The organism is Enterobacter sp. UPMP2052 (assembly GCF_053709675.1).
This window is the reverse complement of sequence record NZ_JBSKJR010000002.1, coordinates 187077-210662: the sequence shown is the minus strand read 5'-3', so window position 1 is coordinate 210662 and position 23586 is coordinate 187077. Positions and strand designations below refer to the sequence as shown.

Below are 23586 nucleotides of genomic sequence, written 5' to 3'. Positions count from 1 at the left end.
GTTATGCTATAACAAGCCCCTATATGTGACCCGAGCACGGGTCGACGTACCACAATAACGGAACAGGATGCAAAAATGGTTACTTTCCACACTAATCATGGCGATATCGTAATCAAGACCTTTGATGACAAAGCGCCTGAAACAGTTAAAAACTTCCTGGACTACTGCCGCGAAGGTTTCTACAACAACACTATTTTCCACCGTGTGATCAACGGCTTTATGATCCAGGGCGGCGGTTTCGAACCTGGCATGAACCAGAAAGAGACGAAAGAAGCGATCAAAAACGAAGCGAACAACGGGCTGAAAAACACCCGTGGTACGCTGGCGATGGCGCGTACTCAGGCTCCTCACTCTGCAACCGCGCAGTTCTTCATCAACGTGGCTGACAACGACTTTCTGAACTTCTCTGGCGAAAGCCTGCAGGGTTGGGGCTACTGCGTATTCGCAGAAGTGGTTGAAGGGATGGACGTGGTTGATAAGATCAAAGGCGTTGCCACTGGCCGCAGCGGTATGCACCAGGACGTTCCTAAAGAAGACGTTATCATCACAAGCGTGACCGTCAGCGAGTAATTCGTGGCGACACTCTTTATTGCAGATCTGCATCTGCAAACAGAAGAACCGGCGATCACCGCCGGTTTTCTGCGTTTTTTACGCGGTGAAGCGAAAAGCGCCGATGCGCTGTATATTCTGGGCGATCTGTTTGAAGCCTGGATTGGCGACGACGACCCCACCCCGCTGCACCGTGAAGTGGCTGAGGCCATTAAGACGCTGGTGGATTCCGGCGTGCCCTGCGCCTTTATCCACGGCAACCGTGATTTCCTGCTGGGCAAACGCTACGCGCGCGAATCCGGCATGACGCTGCTGCCGGAAGAGCAGGTGCTCGATCTCTATGGCCGCAAGGTGCTGATCATGCACGGCGATACGCTCTGCACCGACGATACCGGCTACCTGGCGTTTCGCGCCAAAGTGCATACGCCCTGGATCCAGACGCTGTTCCTCGCCCTGCCGCTGTTTATCCGCAGCCGTATCGCGGCCAAAATGCGCGCGAGCAGTAAAGCCGCCAACAGCAGCAAATCGATGACCATCATGGACGTTAACCCGCAGGCAGTGGTTAACGTGATGGAAAAACACCGCGTCCAGTGGTTGATCCACGGTCATACCCATCGTCCTGACGTGCACAACCTTATCGCCAACGGCGAACCCGCGCATCGCGTGGTATTAGGCGCATGGCACAGCGAAGGATCGATGGTCAAGGTCACCCCCGACGGCGTTGAACTGATCGCCTTTCCGTTCTGATTTTCCCGCGTAATTTTGCGGCAAGTTTACCCGCGCAACCGTTTTCCTTGCCGATATTACATGCTATTCTCTGTGCCCTCGAAAGCAGTGTGTTCCGCACCACAGGAGTTTTAAGACGCATGTCTTCCCGCAATAATCCGGCGCGTGTCGCCATCGTGATGGGGTCCAAAAGCGACTGGGCTACCATGCAGTTCGCCGCCGAAATCTTCGAAATCCTGGACGTTCCGCACCACGTTGAAGTGGTCTCCGCACACCGTACTCCCGATAAGCTGTTCAGCTTCGCCGAAGGCGCAGAAGAGAACGGCTACGCGGTGATTATTGCCGGTGCGGGCGGCGCAGCACACCTGCCGGGCATGATTGCCGCCAAAACGCTGGTGCCGGTACTGGGCGTTCCGGTCCAGAGCGCGGCGTTGAGCGGTGTCGATAGCCTCTATTCCATCGTCCAGATGCCGCGCGGTATTCCTGTGGGTACGCTGGCGATTGGCAAAGCGGGTGCGGCCAACGCCGCCCTGCTCGCTGCACAGATCCTGGCGACCCAGGATAAAGCGCTGCATCAGCGTCTGGTTGCGTGGCGTAAAGCCCAGACCGACGAGGTGCTGGATAACCCGGACCCACGAGGTGCGGCATGAAGCAGGTTTGCGTTCTCGGCAACGGTCAGCTGGGCCGTATGCTGCGTCAGGCCGGTGAGCCGCTGGGTATTTCCGTCTGGCCCGTCGGGCTGGACGCCGAACCGGAAGCCGTGCCGTTCCACCAGAGCGTCATTACCGCCGAGATTGAACGCTGGCCGGAAACCGCCCTGACCCGCGAACTGGCGCGGCATAACGCCTTCGTTAACCGCGATGTGTTTCCGATCATCGCCGACCGTCTGACGCAAAAACAGCTGTTCGATAAGCTCGGTCTGGCGACCGCGCCGTGGCAGCTGCTGTCTGACAAACGTGAGTGGAATGACATCTTCGCGATGCTGGGCGAGCTGGCTATCGTTAAGCGCCGCGTGGGCGGTTACGACGGGCGCGGCCAGTGGCGACTGCGCGCCCATGAAACCGCTGAACTGCCGGAAGAGTGCTACGGCGAGTGCATCGTTGAGCAGGGCATCAACTTTAGCGGTGAAGTATCGCTGGTTGGGGCTCGCGCCCATGACGGCAGCACGGTGTTCTATCCCCTGACGCATAACCTGCATCAGGACGGCATTCTGCGCACCAGCGTGGCCTTCCCGCTGGCTAACGCCGCGCAGCAGGCGCAGGCGGAAGAGATGCTCTCTGCCATCATGCACGAGCTGGGCTACGTGGGCGTGATGGCGATGGAGTGCTTTATCACGCCGTCCGGTCTGCTGATCAACGAGCTGGCACCGCGCGTGCACAACAGCGGCCACTGGACGCAAAACGGCGCGTCGATTAGCCAGTTTGAACTGCACCTGCGCGCCATTACCGACCTGCCGCTGCCGCAGCCGGTGGTGAACAGCCCATCGGTGATGATCAACCTGATCGGGACCGATCTGAACTACGACTGGCTGAAGCTGCCGCTGGTGCATCTGCACTGGTACGATAAAGAGGTTCGCCCGGGCCGTAAGGTCGGTCACCTGAACCTTAATGATTCCGATACAGACCGCCTGCGCGCGACGCTGGAAGCCATTACCCCGCTGTTGCCGCCGGACTATGCGAGCGGCATTGTCTGGGCGCAATCAAAGCTTAAGTAAGACATCTGCGCCGGGGAGTTGATCTTCCCCTTCCCCGGCGTACAATCCCCGCCCATTGCTGCTTAGTTTTCTTCTGGAATAACCATGAACGATGGAACGGACTATCGCGCGATCCTCGCGTCCGATACCCCTTTAATCGACGTTCGCGCGCCGATCGAATTTGCCCAGGGTGCGATGCCCGCCGCCATCAACCTGCCCTTGATGGACGACGACGAGCGTGCCGCCGTCGGCACCTGCTATAAACGTCAGGGGCCGGAAGCGGCGCTTGCACTCGGTCACAGTCTGGTTGCGGGCGCAACGCGCGACGAGCGGATTAACGCCTGGCGCGAGGCCAGCCTTGCCCACCCTGACGGCTATTTTTGCTGCGCGCGCGGTGGCCAGCGTTCGCATATTTCACAGGCCTGGCTGAAAGAGGCGGGTATCGACTACCCGCTGATCCGCGGCGGCTATAAGGCCCTGCGTCAGGCCGCGATTCAGGCGACGGTCGAGCAGTCACAAAAACCGATGGTGCTTATCGGCGGCTGTACCGGAAACGGTAAAACCCTGCTGGTAAAACAGCATGCGCAGGGCATCGATCTGGAAGGGCTGGCGCATCATCGCGGCTCGTCATTTGGCCGCACCCTTACGCCGCAGCTTTCCCAGGCGAGCTTTGAAAATCACCTTGCAGTTGAGCTATTGAAAAAAGATGCCACGCGCTGGGTGCTGGAAGATGAAGGCCGGATGATTGGCTCCAACCATCTGCCGGAGTGCCTGCGCGACCGCATGGTTGAGGCCCCGATCGCCGTCGTGGACGATCCGTTTGATGTTCGCCTTGAGCGGCTGCGCGAAGAGTATTTCGACCATATGTGGGCGGACTTCTCTGCCGCCTATGGCGAAGAAGCTGGCTGGAAAGAATACAGCGAATACCTGCATCACGGGCTTTACGCTATTCGCCGCCGTCTGGGGCTGCAGCGCTATGCCGAATTGACTGCCCTGCTTGATTCCGCGTTGCTTGAACAGCATCGGACGGGCTGCACTGAGGTTCACTTTAGCTGGCTTGCGCCCCTGCTTAACGACTATTACGACCCGATGTACAGCTATCAGCTTGAGAAGAAAGCGGACAAGATTGTTTATCGCGGCACGTTCGCAGAGGTTGCGGACTGGTTGAACCGCTGAAAAAAGCCGGGTGGCGGCTGTGCCTTACCCGGCCTACGATTGCTTTTGTCGCCCCGGTAAGCGCAGCGCCACCGGGGAACAGACGGCTTAGAAGTCGTAACGCAGACGCACCAGGTTCATATCGCCCAGGTCGTCGGTGCTGGAGGTGAACACGTGCTCGTAATCCACGCGGAAACCGTAATCCAGCTGGAAGCTGATACCCACGCCGTTGTCGATGCGCTGGTAGTTGCGGCCATTCACATACTGGATGCGATCGCCCATGAAGTAAGGCTGGATGGATTTCACCGCATACTGGCCGACCGGGAATTTATAGCCTGCGAAGTATTCAATACCCCACGCGTCACCCGCGAAATAGTTATCGGTAGAGACTTTTTTGGTGGTCAGGAAGTTCTGATACCAGCCGCCGCCTGCGGAGAAGGTCCAGTTATCCGGCGTCCAGCTCAGCGCGGTGCCGAGGATGTTCTGGTCGTAGGATTTGCTGTCGCCGTTGTCCGGGTTACGCATATCTGCGCGGGTATAGTTCCACGCCGCGCCCCAGGTCAGGTCGGTGGTCAGGTGGTAGTCCAGACCCAGTGAACCGCCGCCTTTACGTTTGTAACGCAGGCCGTTGCCTGGCAGGTATTCGCTGTCTTCAAACAGGTAGGATGCATAGATATCCGCATCGCCAACGGTTTTCTTATATTTCAGCATTTTGCGTGAACGATAAGAGCCGTCGTAATCGCCGTTGATACCGTTACCCGGTGCCTGGCCGATCATGTCGTAGTCCCAGATATCGGTTTTCGCGCCAACCACGTCGTAGTAAACGCTGTTCTGCTGGCCGAAGGTCAGCGTACCCCAGGTATCGCTCTTCAGGCCGGTGTAAAGCATGCGGCGGGAGGTGTCGTTCGCGCCTTCCGCGTAGTGGTTATCCCAGTTGAACAGCGCAGGAATGTTCACGCCCAGCTCGTAATAGCTTACCCAGCTGATGTCATCAAACAGGTAGTAATCTGCTGCGAAGCGGAAACGGGTGCCGCCGTCGAAGCCGTTACGCTTGTAGGAACCTTTGTCACCGTCACCGGTCATCATGTTGAACTGCGGACGGATGCTGCCGCCCACGGTGAAGTTCAGACGGCTCAGCGGATCGCCCGCCTGAGGATCTTGTTTAAGGACGGTGATTTCCGCCTGGGATGCGAAGGTGGTTAATGCCACTGCCGCGCCGATCGTTGCCGCCAGCGCTGATTTTTTTATAGTCATTATTTTTCCTTGATAGACACGCTGCTAAATATTTAGCTGGTGAATATTAACCGGAAATAATCGAGCTGTGTGGGCAGGTTTTTAATGATTTGTGCTACTAAATGCGTGGGTATTATCGTTTCGTGCTACCAAATGATTACGCACCAGCATATAAACCGGTGCGTAATCATCACAACGCTAAACTAACTGACAAACTGGCGGAACAGCGCCTTGCCTTTCAGAAGCCGCGTCCCGAGCCAGCCGCCGCACAGTGAAAGCAGGATCGCGCCGCTCAGGGGCAGGATGACCCACAAACGCCAGTCCGGCTCCCAGGGGAAATCAAAGACCCTGGTCTGGAGTACCGCCAGCGCCGTCTCCGCGCCGATGGCCGCTACCAGCCCGGCCACCAGTCCGAGCAAGGCGAACTCGCTCCACAGCGTGGCGCGCAGCAGCCGCTTACCGGCTCCCAGCGTGCGGTAGACCACCAGCTCCTGATGCCGCTGGCGCATGCCGACCTGCACCTGGGCCAGCAGCAACAGCACGCCGCAAATCGTCACCAGCACCACCATCACTTCCAGCGCACGGCTTACCTGCTCCAGCACCTGCCCCACCTGCTTAAGGATCGCACCGATATCCAGCAGGCTCACCGTCGGGAACTCCCGGTTAAGCTGGGTCAGCATGCCATTGCCATTCTCCCAGCGGAAGCTGGTCAGCCAGCTCTGCGGCTGACCGTCGAGGGCACCCGTCGGGAAGATAAAGAAGAAATTGGGCCGCAGGCTTTCCCAGTCGACCTTGCGCAGGCTGGTCACGCTGGCGCTGAAGTCCTGCGTGTCGCCGGTGAAGGTCACGCGATCCCCCAGCTTCACGTTCAGGCGCTTCGCCAGCCCCTCTTCCATCGACACCTCGCCCGCTTTCGGCGGCCAGGTGCCGGCGGTAATCGGGTTATGGTCCGGGCGTTTATCCTGCCAGGTCAGGTTCAGCTCGCGGTTAAGCGATTCATCCTTATTGCCGTCGGTCGACTGACCATTAATTTGCGTCAGACGCGCGCGAACGATCGGGTAGAACGCCTCCGGCACGATCTGATGCTCAGCGAGGAAGCCTTTCAGCGGCGTCACCTGCTCGGGGGCAATGTTGATCAGGAAATAGTTCGGGCTTTCCGGCGGAAGCTGCTGCTGCCAGCGATCCAGCAGATCGCCACGCAGTACCAAAAGCAGCGCCAGCAACATAAACGACAGCGAAAATGCCGACAGCTGGCTGAGCGTGGACCACGGCTGATGCAGCAGACGGTTAACCGCCAGCCGCACCGGCAGGGATTTTACCGTGAGTTTTTTCATTACCTTCAGCAGCAGCCAGCCCACCACGCCGCACAGCAGCGCCAGCACCACCGCGCCCGCCAGAACAGCCCACAGCAGCGTGCTGCCGCCCATCAGCCAGGCCAGCAGGCCAACCGCCACGGCGATGATCACCGGCAGGTAAAACCTCAGCGGCCAGACGTTCGCCACCGCATCGCGGCGCAGCACGCGCAGCGGTTGGGTGGCAAGCAGCAGCCGGTACGGACGCAGCCCCACCAGCAGGGAAATCACGGTCATCGCGCCAATGGCCCACAGCCACGGCCAGAGGCTGGCGGGGGGCAGCGCGGCTGGCAGCACCGGTTTGAGCAGCACCATCAGCAGCTTTTCAAACAGCAGGCCTATTGCCCCGCCGGTAACAGCAGACAGCGCCAGCACCATCAGCCACTGGCCGACGATCAGCCTGCGCAGTTGCGCCCTGCCCGCCCCCAATGTTTTGAGGATCGCCACTAAATCGTAACGGCTGCGGCAGTAGTGCCCCATCGCCACGGCAACCGCCGCGACGGCCAGCAGCAGGGTTAACAGCGCCGAAAGCAGCAGGAACTGCTGGGAACGTTCGAGGGATTTACCCAGCGCCCCGTCGTCCTGTTCCAGCCCGTACCAGCGGTGTTCTGGCTTGAGTTGCGGCAACAGCCATTTTTCATAGGCCTCAAGCTGGGCAGGCGTGCCGCCGAACTTGTAGCGCCAGGTGACGCGGCTCCCCGGCTGAACGGCGTGGGTTTTCGCCACATCTGCGGTGCTCATCAGCAGGCGCGGCGCAAGCTGGAACGGGTTAAAGCCGGAGTCAGGCTCCTGGACCACCTCCCCGGCAATGGTCAGCGTGGCATCGCCCACGTCAATGCTGTCGCCGGTTTTCAGATTCAGTAAGGCCATCAGGCGCGGGGCGAGCAGCACCGTGCCGGGCGTCGGCTTGAGCCCGGGCGGATTGGTCTGCAACTCGCCGTACATCGGATAGATATCATCCACCGCTTTGACGCTGGCGAGCTGCGGGGTATCGCCCGCGAAGGTCATGGTCTGGAAAGTGAGCTGCTCGCCAACCTTCAGCCCTGTCCTGCGCGCTTCGTCAATCCATGCGGAGGAGACCGGGCGCGAGCTTTGCAGCGCCCTGTCGCCCGCCATAAATTCGCGGCTTTGCTGGCTTAACCCTTTTTCCATGCGGTCGCTGACGCTGCCGAGCGCCAGCACGCACGCCACCGCCAGGCTTAACGCCAGCCAGACAATCAGCAGCGACGGCGAGCGCCATTCGCGCCAGAACCAGCGGGCAATCATGCTTCCTCCTGAAGAATACCGTTCACCAGACGCAGGCGTCGGTCGCAGCGCGCGGCCAGCTGCGGATCGTGCGTCACCAGAATCAGGGTCGTGCCGTGTTCACGGTTGAGCGAAAACAGCAGATCGGCAATTTTGTCCCCGGTTTTGCGGTCCAGGTTGCCGGTCGGTTCATCGGCGAAAAGCACCTCCGGGCGACCGTTGAAGGCGCGCGCCAGGGCGACACGCTGCTGTTCACCGCCGGAAAGCTGGGCCGGAAGATGATCGAGACGTTTTCCCAGCCCCAACTGCTCAAGCAGCGCTTTGGCGTGATCGCGACTCTCGCGGGTGTTTTCGCCGCGCAGCAACCCCGGCAGTTCGACGTTTTCCAGGGCGTTCAGCGTCGGGATAAGCATGAAGGACTGAAAGACAAACCCGATATGCCGGGCACGCAGCGCGGCGCGCGCCTCTTCATCAAGCTGGTGCAACGGCTGCCCGACCAGATTGACCTCGCCGCTACTGCCGTCGTCCAGCCCGGCTAAAATCGCCAGCAGCGTGGACTTACCGGAACCGGATTCGCCAATCAGCGCGATGGTTTCAGCGCGTTTGACAACGAGTTCAACTCCGGTAAGGATGGAAAGCTCGTGTTCCCCCTGACCGACGGACTTCTCAAGACGATGAACTTCAACAATGTTTTCCGCTGGCATTTGCCCTTCCTGTTTTTGATTCTGTTGACCTTCCGCGCGGCGGCAGCGGACACATTACTTATTCTGGGTGATAGCCTGAGCGCAGGCTATCGTATGGCGGCCAGTGCGGCCTGGCCTGCGCTGCTCAATGACAAATGGCAGAGTCAGACCACCGTCGTGAACGGCAGTATCAGTGGCGATACCTCACAGCAGGGGCTGTCGCGCCTGCCCGCGCTGCTCAAACAGCATCAGCCGCGCTGGGTGCTGGTGGAGCTGGGCGGCAACGATGGTCTGCGCGGTTTCCAGCCTCAGCAGACGGAACACACCCTGCGCACCATTCTGCAGGAGATCAAAGCGGCTAACGCCCAACCCCTGCTGATGCAAATTCGCCTGCCCGCAAACTACGGTCGTCGGTATAATGAAGCCTTTAGCGCGATTTACCCTAAGCTTGCCAAAGAGTTTGATATTCCGCTGCTGCCATTTTTCATGGAAGAGGTCTATCTCAAACCCCAATGGATGCAGGACGACGGTATTCACCCCAATCGCGATGCTCAGCCGTTTATTGCCGACTGGATGGCAACGCGACTGGCTCCTTTAGTTAAACATGACTCCTAATTCAGCGGAGATCCTGACAGGTAAAGTTATGCAAAAATCGGTCTTAATTACAGGATGTTCCAGCGGAATCGGCCTTGAAAGCGCGCTCGAACTGAAGCGCCAGGGATTTTGGGTGCTGGCCGCCTGCCGCAAACCTGAGGACGTAGCACGGATGACAGGCATGGGACTGACCGGCATTCTGCTGGACCTGGACTCCCCCGAGAGCATTGAACGTGCCGCAGATGACGTGATCGCCCTGACCGACAACCGTCTGTTCGGCCTGTTCAATAATGCCGGTTACGGCGTTTACGGCCCGCTGCAGACCATTTCCCGCGAACAGCTCGAGCAGCAATTTTCCGCCAACTTCTTCGGCATCCACCAGCTGACAATGCGCCTGCTTCCGGCAATGCTGCCGCACGGGGAGGGTCGCATCGTGATGACCTCCTCGGTGATGGGGCTGATATCTACCCCCGGACGTGGCGCCTACGCCGCCAGCAAATATGCGCTGGAAGCCTGGTCCGATGCGCTGCGCATGGAGCTGCGCCACAGCGGGATCAAGGTCAGCCTGATCGAGCCAGGCCCCATCCGCACCCGGTTTACCGATAACGTTAACCAGACGCAGTCGGATAAACCGGTCGAAAACCCCGGGATCGCCGCACGTTTTACGCTCGGGCCGGAAGCGGTCGTCGCGAAAGTGCGCCATGCTTTTGAGAGTGACAGACCGAAAATGCGCTATCCGGTAACGCTGGTGACACACGCCGTTGGCTGGTTAAAACGCCTGCTGCCGGGCCGAATGATGGACAAAATTTTACACGGCTGAGTTGAAGCGTCGCCGCTGACCCCCATGTAAAGTACAAACCGATAAAAGAGAATGCCGCATGTCCGTACAGAATATCGTCAATATTACTGAAGCAAACCTGCACCAGACGCTCGAACAGTCGATGACTAAACCGGTGCTGTTCTACTTCTGGTCTGAACGCAGCCAGCACTGCCTTGAGCTGACGCCTGTCCTTGAGCGTCTCGCCGCGCAGTACAATGGTCAGTTCATTCTGGCAAAACTGGATTGCGACGCAGAGCAGATGGTGGCCTCACAGTTTGGCCTGCGCGCGATCCCAACGGTGTATCTGTTCCAGAACGGCCAGCCTGTTGACGGGTTCCAGGGGCCGCAGCCAGAAGAGGCGATCCGCGCCCTGCTGGATAAAGTGCTGCCGCGTGAAGAAGAGCTGAAAGCGCAGGATGCCATGGCGCTGATGCAGGACGGCAAATACGACGAGGCGCTGCCGCTGCTGAAAGAGGCATGGCAGTTGTCGAACCAGGAGAGCCAGATTGGCCTACTGCTGGCGGAAACGCAGATTGCCCTGCACCGTTCAGAAGACGCCGAAGCGGTGCTGAAAACCATTCCACTGCAGGACCAGGATACCCGCTATCAGGGACTGGTGGCGCAGATCGAGCTGCTGAAACAGGCGGCAGATACCCCTGAGATCCAGCAGCTTCAACAGCAGGTTGCCGACAACCCGGCCGATGCTGCCCTTGCCAGCCAGCTTGCGCTGCAGTTACATCAGGTGGGCCGTAACGAAGAGGCGCTGGCGCTGCTGTTCGGCCATCTTAAACAAGATCTGGGTGCCGCAGACGGCCAGGCGCGTAAGATGTTCCAGGAGATCCTCGCCGCGCTGGGTACCGGCGACGCACTGGCATCAACCTATCGCCGCCAGCTGTATGCCCTGCTCTACTGATAAAAAAAGCCCGGTGGCGCTGTGCTTACCGGGCCTACCTTTTCTCTCAGCGCGTCTCTTTCAACTGCGTCACCACCAGCTGATGGCGCGCGTTGTAAAACTTCCGATAGGTTAAGTAGCAAGCGATGATGGTCGACAGGCTCGCCGTCGAGAGCAGCATGAAGGTCACCATAATCTGATACTTGATCGCCTTGACCGGGTCGATCCCCGCGAAGATCAGCCCCGACATCATGCCGGGCAAACTGACCAGCCCGACCGTTTTGGCCGAATCCACCGTCGGGATAAGCGATGATCGAATGCTATCCCGAATCAGCCGCGCCGACGCCATTTTGGGCGTTGCCCCAAGGCTTAGCTTCTCCTGAATCTGCTGCTGCTCGCTGCTAAAGCGCTGGCCCAGATTGTTATAGCACAGCCCAACCGCCACCATCGCGTTGCCGGCGATCATTCCGGAAATGGGTATGACCTGCATCGGGGTGAACTCAATCGAGCCGGACAGCACCAGTACCGCCAGCGTCAGGGCGGTGCCGGTGGCGATCGCGATAAACGACGAGAGAAATGCCTTATCAATATACTTGCTGCGCTTTTGCGCGTTCCATGCCGCGTTGAAGCAGATAAACAGCACCATCAGCAGCGTGAGTACCGCGTGGTTAACGTTGAAAATGTACTTCAGCACATAGCCGACAATGATGAGCTGGATAATCGCGCGGCAAATACTCCACAGAATATCTTTCTCCAGCCCCAGTTTTTCCCGGTAGCTGACCACGATCGCCACCAGTACCAGCAGCATCGAAAACGCCAGCGATTCGTTGGTAATGTTATGCTCGCCCACGGTTTGCCTCCTGCATTTTCCCGCCCTGCGGTTTAAGGGTGATGACGTCATCCGCATGGGTAATTTCGTTTGCGTCGTGCGTCACCCACAGCACGCCAATGTTCTGCTCACGCGCGTAATCGTGCACGATCTCATTGACGTTGCGTTTGTTGACGTCGTCCAGCGCGCTGGTGATTTCATCCAGCAGCAGCACCTTCGGTAAGAACTGCAGGTTGCGGATCAGCGAGACGCGCTGCTTCTCCCCGCCCGACAGTTCATTAATCGATTTGGTCAGCGTCTCCGGTGACAGGCCGAACCGCGCCAGATCGTCGGTAAAGCGCTGCGGATCGGGCGTTTTGTTACGCAGCTGCCAGGGGAAGATCAGGTTGTCGTAAACCGTTTCGCCAAACAGCGACGGCGTTTGCACACAGTAAGACACCTGCTGCCGATAGCTTTCCGGCGTAAGGGTGGCAATATCCTTTCCCTCAAACATCACGGTGCCCTCTGTCGGGCTGAGCAACGACGCCACAATTTTCAGCAGCGTGCTTTTGCCGCAACCGGACGGCCCGGTGATCAGCTTGAACTCCCCGGCTGTAAGCGTGAAATTAACCTGCTGCAGGATGGCGGCATCCCCCACGCGATAGCCTACCCCATTGATCTGCAATAGAACGTTATGGTTTCCCATCATTCTCCCTTTTATTTAAAAGACTATAAAAAGTCTAATTCGAACCCAGAAACCACACTTTAATTAAGACTTTTATACACCTGTATCTGCGCATACCTGCAGTTATGACAGCCCACTTCCGATCACAAAAATGGCAAATTTCGTTCGAAAGCGCGCGCTGCATCGCAAAAACCAGCAGTGTAAATGGTCACTTAACAAACACTTTTTAATGATTTAAGTCAAAAAATAACACATAGACACAATCTAGAATCAGTCACACAAAAGTCAAAGCAAAGACTAACCAAACCTTAATCAACCCCTATATAAACTGTTATTACTCACACAATGAAGTCATCGATAACTTTACGTGTGAAATGACGCCTAATGATGATAGTCAGGAAGTGAAAAATGAAAACCACCGTGAAGATGCTTGTCTCTGGCATGGCGATGTGCCTTGTTGCGCCGGCGGCATTCGCCATCAGTACTGAGCAAGCCGCGACCAATCTGCAGGGCGCTGCACAATTCTCCCATCTCGCAAGAAAATCGTATAGCACGGCGTTGCAGAACGAGAGAGTCACCGGCCAGGCCATGTATGCCGCATTTTCTCAATACGGCGTTTATTCCCCTGAAGCCACAGCAGCCGTTCAGGCACACAGCGATGCCATTGATCGAATCAAGGCTACTCGCCGTGAGGACAAATTCGGCAGAACACAGCTGGATGCCGCGCGTCTGGCATTAAAAACGGCAACCCCTGATGCCGTTCCGACATCCCACGCTGTGCCGCAGCCTATTCCTCAGGCAACGCCGCAGGCGATCCCGCAGCCGATGAAAGCCCCTGCCCTGAAAATTCAGGCCGTGCCGCAGATTGCGCCTCAGGCCATTCCGCAGGCGATCCCGCAACCGATGAAAGCCCCTGCCCTGAAAATTCAGGCCGTGCCGCAGATTGCGCCTCAGGCTATTCCGCAGGCGATCCCGCAGCCGATGAAAGCCCCTGTCCTGAAAATTCAGGCCGTGCCGCAGATTGCACCTCAGGCCATTCCGCAGGCGATCCCGCAGCCGATCAAAGCCCCCGTGCTGAAAGTCCAGGCCGTGCCGCAGATTGCGCCTCAGGCCATTCCGCAGGCGATCCCGCAGCCGATCAAAGCCCCCGTGCTAAAAGTTCAGGCCGTGCCGCAGGCTGTTCCTCAGGCAACGCCGCAGGCGATCCCGCAGCCGATGAAAGCCCCTGTGCTGCTCGTCCAGGCTGTACCGCAGAAACAGCCTCAGGCTATTCCACAGGCGATCCCGCAACCGAAGAATGCCCCGGTGCTAACGGTCGAGCCCGTGTCGCAGAAAACCCCTCAGCCTGTGCTGCCTGCTCAAAAGACGCCACCGCTTCCTCACACCGGAACGTCTACCTCTACAACGCTGATCGCTAAAACCCCGGTATTGACTACAACGGCAGGCCTGCCAAAAGGCACCCTGATCAATCCGCAAACGCCTCGCACCAGTAGCGTCACTTACATTGATAACACGACGAAAACGACAACCACCACAGAACCTTCAGCGAAGGCAAACGGTTCTGCCGGTACCGTCACCGAGATCAATCAGGTGAACAATTACTATGTTGCCCAGAGCAATAACCGTCAGGTTGCGGATAACTCGCAGCGCATCGAGAACAACAGCCAGCGCATCGAGAGCAACAGCAAGGCTATCGATCGCAACGCGAGAGAGATTGATGACACCCGGGACGAACTGAAACGTGGCCTGAATAACGCCGCGGCGATGTCCAGCCTCCACTATCACTCAGATAACGCATGGGCGCTCTCAACCGGCACCGCTAACGGTGACGGTGCGGCGCTGGCTGCAGGGATCCAGAAAGGGATTACCCGCCACGTTGCGGTAAACATGCAGGCATCAAGCTCCTTCGACAGCGGCTGGATGGCAGGCGCGGGTATTTCTGGCGATTTCTAATCTCATTTTATCCAGCAGGCCGTCTTAAAAGCGGCCTGTTAACGTTTTCTTATTAATTAACGTCTCACCATAAAAGGAACGCCGCCCGCGGTTCTGGTCTTAATCACCCGCAGCCAGGTGGGTTGCGCTAAGCACACTACGTCCTCCCTTGCCTCACCCTTACACATTCGGGCCGCCACTCAGGCGGCTTTTTTGTATTCTGAAAACAGACTCACTTAAGCAAGTATTAAGTGTTGTAACATGCAGATGCGAAGAGAACGCATTCAACCCTTTATTAGTCAGTTAAATGTCAATCAAATTTGACATGTTGACATTAAAAAGTAACGTATATCTTCCATTTGTGATCGCTAAAGTGTTCCCGCATGCGCTGCTAATAGCCTATGCCATTGCGGGGTGTTAAACTTTTTAGCATACAAATTGACACTCTTATAACTATAGGAAGTATGCGGCATGACACATATCTTTTATGAGTTCTCTTCCCTGAAGCCAGGCGTTCCTGATGTTGAAACATTAATGGAAGTCATCAATTCTTCAGAACTCACGAGTTTTGTCATCGGTGCAGAGGTCGTCGATTTTGTTAAGAAGGCGCTGATCGTGAACACCACGATTGGCAGCTTTAAAAATTGTTATTTTGCCTTCGACGATGGCGCGCACTTTATCGAATTTGACAGCAAGGGAAAATCCAAACGCTTTAGCGAAATACCGGACTGGTTCGTCTCTCCGGCTGAGTATTCCCGCACGCAGTGGCTGATTAACCATAATCTCGCGAAGGTAAAAGCCACCCAGTTTATTGATGTTTTGTTGTCCTACCCGCTTAAAGAGCGTCGCGCGCACTGTAATCAGCTGTTTGGCCTTGATCTCGAAAAAGCGAATGCGAACCCGGCGTCGGTGAAATCGCCGCGTAAACCGGGCAATAAAAACGGCAAAACCACCAAGCCGCGCGTGACCGATCTCAATTCATTCGAACTTTTTAGCCAGTTTTTTGAACGCATGAAGCGCGCGGTCTATGCCAATGAATTTCCGACCCTGCAGGTGCTGACCGACAGCGAAAATCTCGCCAAAGCCCCGCAGAACTTAAAGCAAGGGATCAGAACGTGGTTTAAAGCCATAACAGGCGACCTCCCGCCAAACAACAAGCGTGTTGAAGCGGGGAACGCGGTCCTGTTCTGCGCCCCTATCCGCGAGCAGATCCAGCAAATCGAAGCCCTGGGGCTGGAAAATTACTATCAGGGGCTATCAAAAGCCATCGCCGACGAGGGCGACGGTTTCATCGCCGATTTTACCTATACCCATCCCGCAAACTGACTCTCGCGCCCTGCCATCCGGCGGGGCATTTTCCTTTTTCAAGTCTGGAACCCCCCTCTTTAAAGAGGCGAATTTATATCCGATAGCCGATATACTTACCGATACTACACACGCGTTTTTTTCTATTTTCGGCATGCAAAACAGGAGGTTTTAATGCTCATTGTTATTCCAGTCCTTATCTTCGTTGCGCTGGTCATCGTCGGCGCTGGCGTCAAAATTGTCCCGCAGGGCTATCAGTGGACGGTCGAGCGCTTTGGCCGCTACACCAATACGCTAACGCCAGGCTTGAGCCTTATTGTGCCTTTCATGGACAGAATTGGTCGTAAGATCAACATGATGGAACAGGTGCTGGATATTCCGTCCCAGGAGGTCATCTCCAAGGACAACGCCAACGTGACCATCGATGCGGTCTGCTTTATTCAGGTGATCGATGCGCCAAAAGCGGCGTACGAAGTCAGCAACCTGGAACTGGCTATCGTCAACCTGACGATGACCAACATCCGTACCGTGCTGGGCTCGATGGAGCTGGATGAGATGCTCTCCCAGCGTGACAGCATCAACACCCGCCTTCTGCACATTGTCGATGAAGCGACCAATCCGTGGGGGATCAAAGTCACCCGTATTGAGATCCGCGACGTTCGCCCTCCGGCAGAACTGATTTCCTCCATGAACGCCCAGATGAAAGCGGAACGTACCAAGCGCGCCTATATCCTGGAAGCTGAAGGCGTACGTCAGGCAGAAATCCTAAAAGCGGAAGGGGAAAAGCAGTCGCAGATCCTGAAAGCCGAGGGCGAGCGTCAGTCGGCATTTTTGCAGGCCGAGGCGCGTGAGCGTTCGGCAGAAGCAGAAGCCCGTGCGACGCAGATGGTATCCGAGGCGATTGCCGCCGGGGATATTCAGGCGGTGAACTACTTCGTTGCGCAGAAATACACGGACGCGCTGAAAGAGATTGGCTCGGCGAACAACAGCAAAGTGGTGATGATGCCGCTGGATGCCACCAGCCTGATGGGCTCTATCGCCGGTATCACCGAACTGATCAAAGACAGCGGAAACGAGCGTAAAAGATGATTGAGCTTATCGTCGCCCATCCTCATGCCTTCTGGCTTAGCCTCGGGGGCTTATTGCTCGCCGCCGAGATGCTGGGGGGCAACGGTTATCTGCTCTGGAGCGGCGTCGCTGCCGTGATCACCGGGCTTGTCGTCTGGCTGCTGCCGGTCGGTTGGGAAGGACAAGGCGTCTTGTTCGCGGTTCTGACTCTCGTTGCCGCGTGGCTGTGGTGGCGCTGGCTTAACAAGCGGGTGAGCGAGCAAAAACCCGCGGATGCCCACCTTAACCAGCGCGGGCAGCAGATCGTCGGCAGGCGTTTTACGCTCGATACCACCCTGGTGAATGGCCGCGGCCACATGCGCGTGGGTGACAGCTCGTGGCCGGTCGTGGCCGATGCAGACCTCGCTGCCGGAACGCAGGTAGAGGTCATGGCAGTAGAAGGGATAACGCTGCGGGTCAGGGCCTGCTAGCTATGCACCTTGCGATGACAGCAGCCGGAAAGATTGTCGATAATCGGGCAGTCGGCGCTGTCATCTCCCGGGCAGGCATTCGCCAACTGCAGCAGCTGTTCGCGCATCGTCTGCAGCTCAACAATATGCCGTTCGATCTCCGCCACTTTTTCCAGCGTGCGTTTTTTGACGTCGGCGCTGTGGCGTTTCGGATCGTTAAACAGGTTCACCAGCTCGCCGCACTCTTCAAGGTTAAATCCTACCTGCCTTGCCTGTCGCAGTAGCGTCAGCTCATCGAGGTGCCGCTGGGTGTAGCTGCGATAGCCATTCTCGCTGCGCAGCGGCGGCGTCACCAGCCCTTTCTCTTCATAGAAGCGGATCGCTTTGCTGGTTAATCCGGTTTTTTTCGCCACATCACTGATATTCACATTTCCCCCTTGACCTTCCCCTTGATGGAAGGTTTAACCTTTATAACAGCTAACGAAAAGCGTTACTCCGGTCAACAACTGACCAAAACATTATACGGGAGTTTTGTTATGTCTCACACTATTGACCTGACGCTGGATGGCCTCTCCTGCGGCCACTGCGTCAAACGCGTTAAAGAAAGCCTGGAGCAGCGCCCTGATGTGGAAAGTGCTGACGTGACCATCGACCATGCAGCCGTGATCGGCAGCGCCAGCGCCGAGGCGCTCATCGACACCATTAAACAGGCCGGTTACGGGGCGGAGCTGAGCCACCCAAAGGCTAAACCGCTGACAGAGTCATCAACCCCGTCGGAAGCACTGACAGCGGTCTCTCCTGAGCTTCCGGTAGCGGATGACGTTGATGACAGCCAGCAGTTGCTGATCAACGGCATGAGCTGCGCCAGCTGCGTCTCCCGGGTACAAAATGCCTTACAGGCCGTACCGGGCGTTGCGCAGGCACGGGTAAACCTTGCGGAGCGGACTGCGCTGGTTATGGGCAGTGCCTCCGCCGCAGAATTAGTGCAGGCGGTTGAAAAAGCGGGCTACGGCGCAGAGGCGATCGAAGACGATGCCGAACGCCGCGAACGCCAGCAGGAAACCGCCATCGCCACCATGAAACGCTTCCGCTGGCAGGCGATTGTCGCTCTGCTGGTTGGTATTCCGGTGATGGTGTGGGGCATGCTCGGCGACAACATGATGGTCACCGACGATAACCGTACGCTGTGGCTGGTGATTGGTCTGGTCACGCTGGCGGTGATGGTTTTTGCGGGCGGTCACTTCTATTCCAGCGCCTGGAAAAGCCTGAAAAACCGCACGGCAACAATGGATACGCTGGTCGCGCTCGGCACCGGTGCGGCGTGGCTCTACTCGATGAGCGTTAACCTCTGGCCGCAGTGGTTCCCGATGGAGGCCCGGCACCTTTACTACGAAGCGAGCGCGATGATCATCGGCCTGATCAACTTAGGCCATATGCTCGAAGCCCGCGCGCGTCAGCGCTCCTCGAAAGCGCTGGAGCGACTCCTTGATTTAACCCCGCCGACGGCACGCGTGGTAACCGACGACGGCGAACGGAGCGTACCGCTGGCGGAGGTGCAGCCCGGCATGACGCTGCGCCTGACTACGGGCGATCGCGTTCCCGTCGACGGTGAGATCGTACAGGGAGAAGCCTGGCTGGATGAAGCCATGCTGACCGGCGAACCCATCCCGCAGCAAAAATCACAGGGCGATGTCGTGCACGCCGGGACGGTTGTCCAGGACGGTAGCGTATTGTTCAGCGCTCGTGCGGTCGGCAACCACACTACGCTGTCGCGCATTATTCGGCTGGTACGGCAGGCGCAGAGCAGCAAGCCTGAAATAGGGCAGCTTGCCGATAAAATCTCCGCCATTTTTGTCCCGGTGGTGGTCTGTATCGCCCTGCTGAGCGGGGCCATCTGGTACCTCTTTGGCCCGGCTCCGCAGATTGTTTATACCCTGACCATCGCCACCACGGTGCTGATCATCGCCTGCCCTTGCGCGCTGGGCCTGGCAACGCCGATGTCGATTATCTCCGGCGTGGGCCGCGCCGCCGAATTTGGCGTGCTGGTGCGTGACGCCGATGCGCTGCAGCGCGCCAGCACCCTCGACACCCTGGTGTTCGATAAGACCGGGACGCTGACCGAGGGCAAACCGCAGGTGGTGGCGGTCCATACCCCTGGACTCGCCCAGGAAGACGCGCTGCGCCTGGCCGCTGCGCTGGAGCAAGGCTCCAGCCACCCGCTGGCCCGCGCCATTCTGGATAAGGCGGAAAGCGCCGCGCTGCCTGACGTCAGTCAATTCCGCACCCTGCGCGGGCTGGGCGTGAGCGGTGAAGCCGAGGGGCACGCGCTGCTGCTGGGCAATCAGGCCCTGCTGAATGAAAACGGCGTGGATACCTCCGCGCTTGAGAGTGAACTGAACGCGCAGGCGTCTCAGGGGGCCACTCCGGTACTGCTGGCGGTGGATGGCAAAGCGGCGGCGCTGTTTGCCGTTCGCGATCCGCTGCGTCCGGACAGCGTAGAAGCACTCCAGCGCCTGCATCGCGCGGGCTATCGCCTGGTGATGCTGACCGGCGATAACCCCACAACCGCCAATGCAATCGCCAAAGAGGCGGGTATTGATGAGGTAATTGCGGGCGTGCTGCCGGACGGCAAAGCCGACGCTATCAAGGCGCTGCAAGCGCAGGGTCGTCAGGTGGCGATGGTCGGCGACGGCATTAACGACGCCCCGGCGCTGGCGCAGGCGGAAGTGGGCATTGCGATGGGCGGCGGCAGCGATGTCGCCATTGAGACGGCGGCAATTACGCTGATGCGTCACAGCCTGACCGGCGTTGCGGACGCGCTGGCGATATCAAAAGCCACGTTGCGCAACATGAAGCAGAACCTGCTCGGGGCGTTTATCTACAACGCGTTCGGCATTCCGATTGCCGCCGGGATTTTGTGGCCGCTGACCGGCACGCTGCTGAACCCGGTCGTGGCGGGGGCCGCCATGGCGCTCTCCTCCATCACAGTGGTGAGCAACGCCAACCGGCTGCTGCGGTTTACACCGAAGGATTGAACCTTGTACTCGTACGCGCTAGCATGAACCTTTCCGTTCATGGAGCGCGTATGAGTCTGATTCATCGTATAAAAGCATCGTTTCGCGCCCTGTTTCCCCGCCGTTATGCCTGGCCCGGTATGGATATTGCCCTCCCGGGCGGCCAACAGTTGCACCTGGTTGGCAGTATTCATATGGGCACGCAGGATATGTCTCCCCTGCCCTCCGGCCTGCTTAAACTGCTGAAAAATGCCGACGCGCTGGTCGTTGAGGCGGATATCTCAGGTCAGGAGTCGCCGTTTGCCGGGCTGGAAAGCGATACCCCTCTGGCTGCGCGACTGAATGCGACGCAGCTGGCGGAACTGGAGCGTATCGCAAATGAAACCGGCGTGTCGCTGACGATGCTGGATACGCTGCCGCTGTGGCAAATTGCCATGGTGCTTCAGGCTACCCAGGCGCAGCGTCTCGGTTTGCGCGGGGATTACGGCATCGATTATCAGCTGTTGAACGCGGCCCGCGCGCGCCGTCTCGCCATTATCGAGCTGGAAGGTACGGACAGCCAGATCGCCCTGCTTCGCCAGCTTCCCGATGATGGCCTGATGCTGCTGGATGATACCCTGACCCACTGGCACACTAACGCCCGTCTGCTGCAAACGATGATAGGCTGGTGGCTTAATGCCCCGCCTGCGGACAGCACGCTGGCGCTGCCTTCGACCTTCAGTGAGTCGTTGTACGATGTGCTGATGAACGCGCGTAACCAGGCATGGCGCGAAAGGCTGCATGCGCTGCCCGCCGGGCGATACGTCGTCGCGGTCGGCGCGCTGCATTTATACGGTGAGGGAAACTTGCCGTCGCTGCTGAAATAAAAAAAATGGCCAATATCTCTATTGGCCCGTCAAAGAGGAATTTCATCGTTTTTATTATGCCGAAGGAGACCTTCGGTTGAGCCGATTGTCGCTCAAAGTGACCATCACTGCCAACACTATTGCGCAAGATGGTGCTATTTTTTAGACAACCGTCAGGCGTATGCTGCCAGCATGAAATGTCTGATGTGAGAAGGATAGCTATGACTCCCGCCGTTAAATTACTCGAAAAAAACAAGATTACTTTCCGGATCCATACTTACGATCACGATCCGAACGAAACCAATTTTGGTGATGAAGTGGTGCGTAAACTGGGGCTGAACGCGGACCAGGTTTACAAAACGCTGCTGGTCGCGATGAATGGTGACATGAAGCACCTCGCCGTGGCGGTAACGCCGGTGGCCGGTCAGCTGGATCTCAAAAAAGTCGCCAAAGCGCTGGGGGCCAAAAAGGTCGATATGGCGGACCCGATGGTTGCGCAACGCACCACCGGCTATCTGGTCGGCGGGATCAGCCCGCTCGGGCAGAAAAAACGCCTGCCCACGCTGATCGATGCCCCTTCGCAGGAATTTGACACCATCTACATTTCAGGCGGCAAGCGCGGGCTGGATATTGAACTGGCGGCGAGCGATCTGGCAAAAATGCTCGACGCGAAGTTTGCGGATATTGCGCGCAGGGAGTAAAAAAAGCCGGGTGGCGGCTACGAGGTAAAAGCAAAACGGTAACAGGCGTTACCGTTTTTTGTGTTCGCGCCCTCTCCCGGTGGGAGAGGGTTGGGGTGAGGGCATCAGGCCGCACAACGCTACTGCCAGCTTACCTCGCCTTTCGGCTCGTACGCGTTCACGTCAATCGGTGAATTTTGCTCGATAAACTGTTTCAACACTTCCGCATCGATAAAGCCAGTGTTCACATAGCCTGGTTTGTTATCGATATGCGGATAGCCGTCGCCGCCGGTGGCGTTAAAGCTTAACGTCGCCATACGGTAGGTTTTAGCAGGGTCGACCAGCTCGCCTTTGATTTTGAGATCGTTAAGCTTGCCGTCTTTCGCCACAAAGCTAACGTTGGCAAACTGCGGATAGGCGCCAGAGTCCGGTTTCATTTGCGCCACGGCGGTCAGGTAGTCTGTCACCTCTTTGCCGCTCATATCGACATAAACCACGATGTTGCCAAACGGCTGAACCTTCAGCACGTCTTTATAAGTGATATTGCCGCCCTCGATAGAGTCACGAATGCCCCCGCCGCTCATGACGCAAAAGTCTGCCCCGGTCCGCGCCATTTGCGCCGCCAGCACCAGATGGCCCATGTTGGTCTGCACGAAGCGGACCTTACTGCGATCCCCTTCCAGGCGACCGTTGAGGGTGCCGATCTTAACGTCCAGCTGCGCTTTGCCCTTGCTCTGGAACGGCGTCAGCAGGGAGAGCATCTGCTGATTTTCCGGGATTTCCGGGGTGTAGAGCACGCGCTCGCTTTTCCCGTCCGGGTAGGTCACTTTCTTCTTCAGGTTGACCGGGATCAGCTGGTAGTGCACCAGCTTCATCTCGCCGTTGCGGAATTCAAAGTCCGCGCGGCCCACGTATTTGCCCCACTCATGCGCCTGGACAATCCAGATGCCGTTCTGACGGTCTGGCGCGCACGGCGTGCCGGGCACGTAATCCACCTGTTTTTTATTCTCTGATGCCATGCACACCGGGTCCTGTGAGTGACCGCCCACAATCATTGCCAGCGAGCCGGCGGGCAGACTGCGCGCCATCTCGACGTCGCCCGGCGCATTGGAACCGTGCTCACCGTTGTCGTAGTGGCCCATATGGGTCGTGGCGATGATCACATCCGGCTTCTCGTTCTGCTGCAGCTCCTGGATAACCAGCTTCGCTTCGTCTGCCGGTTTGCGGAATTCAATATCGGTAAAGAATTCAGGATTGCCGATTTTCGCCGTATCGTCGGTCGTTAAGCCAATCACCGCGATGTTAAGACCCTGACGCTTGAACAGCGCCCAGGGTTTAAACAGACGTTCGCCGGTGCTTTTCTGGTAAATATTGGCGGAGAGGAACGGGAATTTCGCCCATTTTTCCTGCTGGCGCAGCACGGTCAGCGGATTATCAAACTCATGGTTACCGACGGCCATCGCGTCGTAACCGATTAAATTCATGCCGCGGAAATCGGGTTCGGCATCCTGCAAATCCGACTCCGGCACGCCGGTATTAATATCCCCGCCCGACAGCAGAAGCACGCTTCCGCCTTCAGCCGCCACCTCTTTACGAATGCCATCCACCAGCGTTTTTTGCGCAGACAGGCCATATTCACCGTATTCACTGCGCCAGAAATGGCCGTGATGATCGTTAGTATGCAGGATGGTAATTTTATAGGTTTTGTCTTGTTCGTACGCCTGCGCGGGCAGGCTTGCCATGCCCCACGCGGCAAGCAGCGCCAGCGCGACGCCACGTTTAATAAACTTCATCTTCTCTCTCCCTGACCCATAGACAAACGCAAAAATTACAATGAGTAATCAGAATAGACAAATAT

At 57.6% G+C, this 23586-nt stretch carries 22 protein-coding genes; 15 read left to right on the top strand and 7 right to left on the bottom strand.

Annotation, left to right across the window (positions count from 1 at the left end):
• Window positions 1-75 precede the first annotated feature (75 nt).
• From ppiB to mnmH, 5 genes are all read left to right on the top strand, one after another.
• Window positions 76-570, top strand: a complete 495-nt coding sequence (ppiB, locus tag ACWKX3_RS11130; protein ID WP_006176980.1) for a peptidylprolyl isomerase B — start codon at window positions 76-78, stop codon at window positions 568-570.
• A gap of 3 nt (window positions 571-573) precedes the next feature.
• A complete protein-coding gene (gene lpxH / locus ACWKX3_RS11125) occupies window positions 574-1296 on the top strand; it encodes a UDP-2,3-diacylglucosamine diphosphatase (protein ID WP_058609960.1) in 723 nt (240 codons plus the stop codon).
• A 119-nt stretch (window positions 1297-1415) separates the two neighbouring features.
• Window positions 1416-1925: a 5-(carboxyamino)imidazole ribonucleotide mutase gene (gene purE, locus ACWKX3_RS11120; protein ID WP_006176978.1), complete on the top strand. Its 510-nt coding sequence runs from the start codon at window positions 1416-1418 to the stop codon at window positions 1923-1925.
• Entirely contained in the window at window positions 1922-2989 is a 1068-nt protein-coding gene (gene purK / locus ACWKX3_RS11115; protein WP_006176977.1) for a 5-(carboxyamino)imidazole ribonucleotide synthase, read from the top strand. Before purE ends, purK begins: the two co-directional genes overlap by 4 nt.
• Before the next feature lie 84 nt (window positions 2990-3073).
• Entirely contained in the window at window positions 3074-4144 is a 1071-nt protein-coding gene (mnmH, locus tag ACWKX3_RS11110; protein WP_153688838.1) for a tRNA 2-selenouridine(34) synthase MnmH, read from the top strand.
• An 87-nt stretch (window positions 4145-4231) separates the two neighbouring features.
• On the opposite strand, the gene ACWKX3_RS11105 is transcribed toward mnmH, so the two are convergent.
• The 3 genes from ACWKX3_RS11105 to ybbA all read right to left on the bottom strand — a co-directional run bounded on the left by ACWKX3_RS11105 (window position 4232) and on the right by ybbA (window position 8657).
• Entirely contained in the window at window positions 4232-5377 is a 1146-nt protein-coding gene (locus ACWKX3_RS11105) for a porin (protein WP_088207810.1), read from the bottom strand.
• Window positions 5378-5559: 182 nt separating this feature from the next.
• Entirely contained in the window at window positions 5560-7974 is a 2415-nt protein-coding gene (gene ybbP / locus ACWKX3_RS11100; protein ID WP_400402006.1) for a putative ABC transporter permease subunit YbbP, read from the bottom strand.
• Window positions 7971-8657 (bottom strand): putative ABC transporter ATP-binding protein YbbA, encoded by a 687-nt coding sequence (gene ybbA / locus ACWKX3_RS11095; RefSeq protein ID WP_101738127.1) that lies wholly within the window; start codon window positions 8655-8657, stop codon window positions 7971-7973. Before ybbA ends, ybbP begins: the two co-directional genes overlap by 4 nt.
• Between ybbA and tesA the strand changes: the two genes are divergently transcribed.
• The 3 genes from tesA to ACWKX3_RS11080 are packed head-to-tail and all read left to right on the top strand — an operon-like array spanning window position 8628 to window position 10963.
• On the top strand, window positions 8628-9251 hold the full coding sequence (gene tesA, locus ACWKX3_RS11090) for a multifunctional acyl-CoA thioesterase I/protease I/lysophospholipase L1 (RefSeq protein ID WP_042320869.1): 624 nt from the start codon (window positions 8628-8630) through the stop codon (window positions 9249-9251). The two genes, ybbA and tesA, sit on opposite strands and share 30 nt — an antisense overlap.
• Window positions 9241-10050: an SDR family oxidoreductase gene (locus ACWKX3_RS11085; protein ID WP_006176971.1), complete on the top strand. Its 810-nt coding sequence runs from the start codon at window positions 9241-9243 to the stop codon at window positions 10048-10050. The genes tesA and ACWKX3_RS11085 overlap by 11 nt, the downstream gene beginning before the upstream one ends.
• Before the next feature lie 58 nt (window positions 10051-10108).
• Window positions 10109-10963 carry a co-chaperone YbbN gene (locus tag ACWKX3_RS11080; RefSeq protein WP_236347325.1) on the top strand — a complete coding sequence of 285 codons (855 nt, stop codon included), beginning with the start codon at window positions 10109-10111 and terminating at the stop codon, window positions 10961-10963.
• 46 nt (window positions 10964-11009) lie between these two features.
• Here ACWKX3_RS11080 and fetB read toward each other — a convergent pair whose 3' ends face one another.
• Together fetB and fetA are read right to left on the bottom strand one after the other, a co-directional pair.
• Window positions 11010-11792, bottom strand: coding sequence for an iron efflux ABC transporter permease subunit FetB (fetB, locus tag ACWKX3_RS11075; protein WP_058609956.1), 783 nt, complete (start codon window positions 11790-11792; stop codon window positions 11010-11012).
• Window positions 11779-12456 (bottom strand): iron efflux ABC transporter ATP-binding subunit FetA, encoded by a 678-nt coding sequence (gene fetA, locus ACWKX3_RS11070; RefSeq protein WP_153689588.1) that lies wholly within the window; start codon window positions 12454-12456, stop codon window positions 11779-11781. Before fetA ends, fetB begins: the two co-directional genes overlap by 14 nt.
• Before the next feature lie 387 nt (window positions 12457-12843).
• Here fetA and ACWKX3_RS11065 point away from each other — a divergent pair, with 387 nt between their 5' ends.
• From ACWKX3_RS11065 to ACWKX3_RS11050, 4 genes are all read left to right on the top strand, one after another.
• Complete coding sequence (locus ACWKX3_RS11065) at window positions 12844-14388, top strand: hypothetical protein (protein WP_454541740.1); 1545 nt, start codon at window positions 12844-12846, stop codon at window positions 14386-14388.
• Window positions 14389-14838: 450 nt separating this feature from the next.
• A complete protein-coding gene (locus tag ACWKX3_RS11060) occupies window positions 14839-15693 on the top strand; it encodes a hypothetical protein (protein WP_454541739.1) in 855 nt (284 codons plus the stop codon).
• A gap of 153 nt (window positions 15694-15846) precedes the next feature.
• Window positions 15847-16761, top strand: coding sequence for an SPFH domain-containing protein (locus ACWKX3_RS11055; RefSeq protein WP_006176963.1), 915 nt, complete (start codon window positions 15847-15849; stop codon window positions 16759-16761).
• Entirely contained in the window at window positions 16758-17210 is a 453-nt protein-coding gene (locus ACWKX3_RS11050; protein ID WP_101738133.1) for an NfeD family protein, read from the top strand. Before ACWKX3_RS11055 ends, ACWKX3_RS11050 begins: the two co-directional genes overlap by 4 nt.
• Here the strand turns inward: ACWKX3_RS11050 and cueR are convergent.
• Window positions 17207-17617, bottom strand: a complete 411-nt coding sequence (gene cueR / locus ACWKX3_RS11045; protein ID WP_006176961.1) for a Cu(I)-responsive transcriptional regulator — start codon at window positions 17615-17617, stop codon at window positions 17207-17209. The two genes, ACWKX3_RS11050 and cueR, sit on opposite strands and share 4 nt — an antisense overlap.
• Window positions 17618-17725: 108 nt before the next feature.
• On the opposite strand from cueR, the gene copA reads away from it, so the two are divergent.
• From copA to ybaK, 3 genes are all read left to right on the top strand, one after another.
• Window positions 17726-20224, top strand: a complete 2499-nt coding sequence (gene copA, locus ACWKX3_RS11040) for a copper-exporting P-type ATPase CopA (protein ID WP_137271701.1) — start codon at window positions 17726-17728, stop codon at window positions 20222-20224.
• A gap of 50 nt (window positions 20225-20274) precedes the next feature.
• On the top strand, window positions 20275-21069 hold the full coding sequence (locus ACWKX3_RS11035) for a TraB/GumN family protein (RefSeq protein ID WP_088207821.1): 795 nt from the start codon (window positions 20275-20277) through the stop codon (window positions 21067-21069).
• Between the two features lie 200 nt (window positions 21070-21269).
• A complete protein-coding gene (gene ybaK / locus ACWKX3_RS11030) occupies window positions 21270-21749 on the top strand; it encodes a Cys-tRNA(Pro)/Cys-tRNA(Cys) deacylase YbaK (RefSeq protein WP_058609274.1) in 480 nt (159 codons plus the stop codon).
• A 119-nt stretch (window positions 21750-21868) separates the two neighbouring features.
• On the opposite strand, the gene ushA is transcribed toward ybaK, so the two are convergent.
• Window positions 21869-23521, bottom strand: a complete 1653-nt coding sequence (gene ushA / locus ACWKX3_RS11025) for a bifunctional UDP-sugar hydrolase/5'-nucleotidase UshA (protein ID WP_454541738.1) — start codon at window positions 23519-23521, stop codon at window positions 21869-21871.
• Window positions 23522-23586: the final 65 nt, after the last annotated feature.

What these genes read in the sequence shown, in the direction of transcription:
- ppiB (WP_006176980.1), top strand. Translation starts at nt 76, where the DNA reads ATGGTTACTTTCCACACTAATCATGGCGATATCGTAATCAAGACCTTT.
- purE (WP_006176978.1), top strand. Translation starts at nt 1,416, where the DNA reads ATGTCTTCCCGCAATAATCCGGCGCGTGTCGCCATCGTGATGGGGTCC.
- purK (WP_006176977.1), top strand. Translation starts at nt 1,922, where the DNA reads ATGAAGCAGGTTTGCGTTCTCGGCAACGGTCAGCTGGGCCGTATGCTG.
- mnmH (WP_153688838.1), top strand. Translation starts at nt 3,074, where the DNA reads ATGAACGATGGAACGGACTATCGCGCGATCCTCGCGTCCGATACCCCT.
- ACWKX3_RS11105 (WP_088207810.1), bottom strand. Translation starts at nt 5,377, where the DNA reads ATGACTATAAAAAAATCAGCGCTGGCGGCAACGATCGGCGCGGCAGTG.
- ybbP (WP_400402006.1), bottom strand. Translation starts at nt 7,974, where the DNA reads ATGATTGCCCGCTGGTTCTGGCGCGAATGGCGCTCGCCGTCGCTGCTG.
- tesA (WP_042320869.1), top strand. Translation starts at nt 8,628, where the DNA reads ATGAACTTCAACAATGTTTTCCGCTGGCATTTGCCCTTCCTGTTTTTG.
- ybbA (WP_101738127.1), bottom strand. Translation starts at nt 8,657, where the DNA reads ATGCCAGCGGAAAACATTGTTGAAGTTCATCGTCTTGAGAAGTCCGTC.
- ACWKX3_RS11085 (WP_006176971.1), top strand. Translation starts at nt 9,241, where the DNA reads ATGACTCCTAATTCAGCGGAGATCCTGACAGGTAAAGTTATGCAAAAA.
- ACWKX3_RS11080 (WP_236347325.1), top strand. Translation starts at nt 10,109, where the DNA reads ATGTCCGTACAGAATATCGTCAATATTACTGAAGCAAACCTGCACCAG.
- fetA (WP_153689588.1), bottom strand. Translation starts at nt 12,456, where the DNA reads ATGGGAAACCATAACGTTCTATTGCAGATCAATGGGGTAGGCTATCGC.
- ACWKX3_RS11065 (WP_454541740.1), top strand. Translation starts at nt 12,844, where the DNA reads ATGAAAACCACCGTGAAGATGCTTGTCTCTGGCATGGCGATGTGCCTT.
- ACWKX3_RS11060 (WP_454541739.1), top strand. Translation starts at nt 14,839, where the DNA reads ATGACACATATCTTTTATGAGTTCTCTTCCCTGAAGCCAGGCGTTCCT.
- ACWKX3_RS11055 (WP_006176963.1), top strand. Translation starts at nt 15,847, where the DNA reads ATGCTCATTGTTATTCCAGTCCTTATCTTCGTTGCGCTGGTCATCGTC.
- ACWKX3_RS11050 (WP_101738133.1), top strand. Translation starts at nt 16,758, where the DNA reads ATGATTGAGCTTATCGTCGCCCATCCTCATGCCTTCTGGCTTAGCCTC.
- copA (WP_137271701.1), top strand. Translation starts at nt 17,726, where the DNA reads ATGTCTCACACTATTGACCTGACGCTGGATGGCCTCTCCTGCGGCCAC.
- ACWKX3_RS11035 (WP_088207821.1), top strand. Translation starts at nt 20,275, where the DNA reads ATGAGTCTGATTCATCGTATAAAAGCATCGTTTCGCGCCCTGTTTCCC.
- ybaK (WP_058609274.1), top strand. Translation starts at nt 21,270, where the DNA reads ATGACTCCCGCCGTTAAATTACTCGAAAAAAACAAGATTACTTTCCGG.
- ushA (WP_454541738.1), bottom strand. Translation starts at nt 23,521, where the DNA reads ATGAAGTTTATTAAACGTGGCGTCGCGCTGGCGCTGCTTGCCGCGTGG.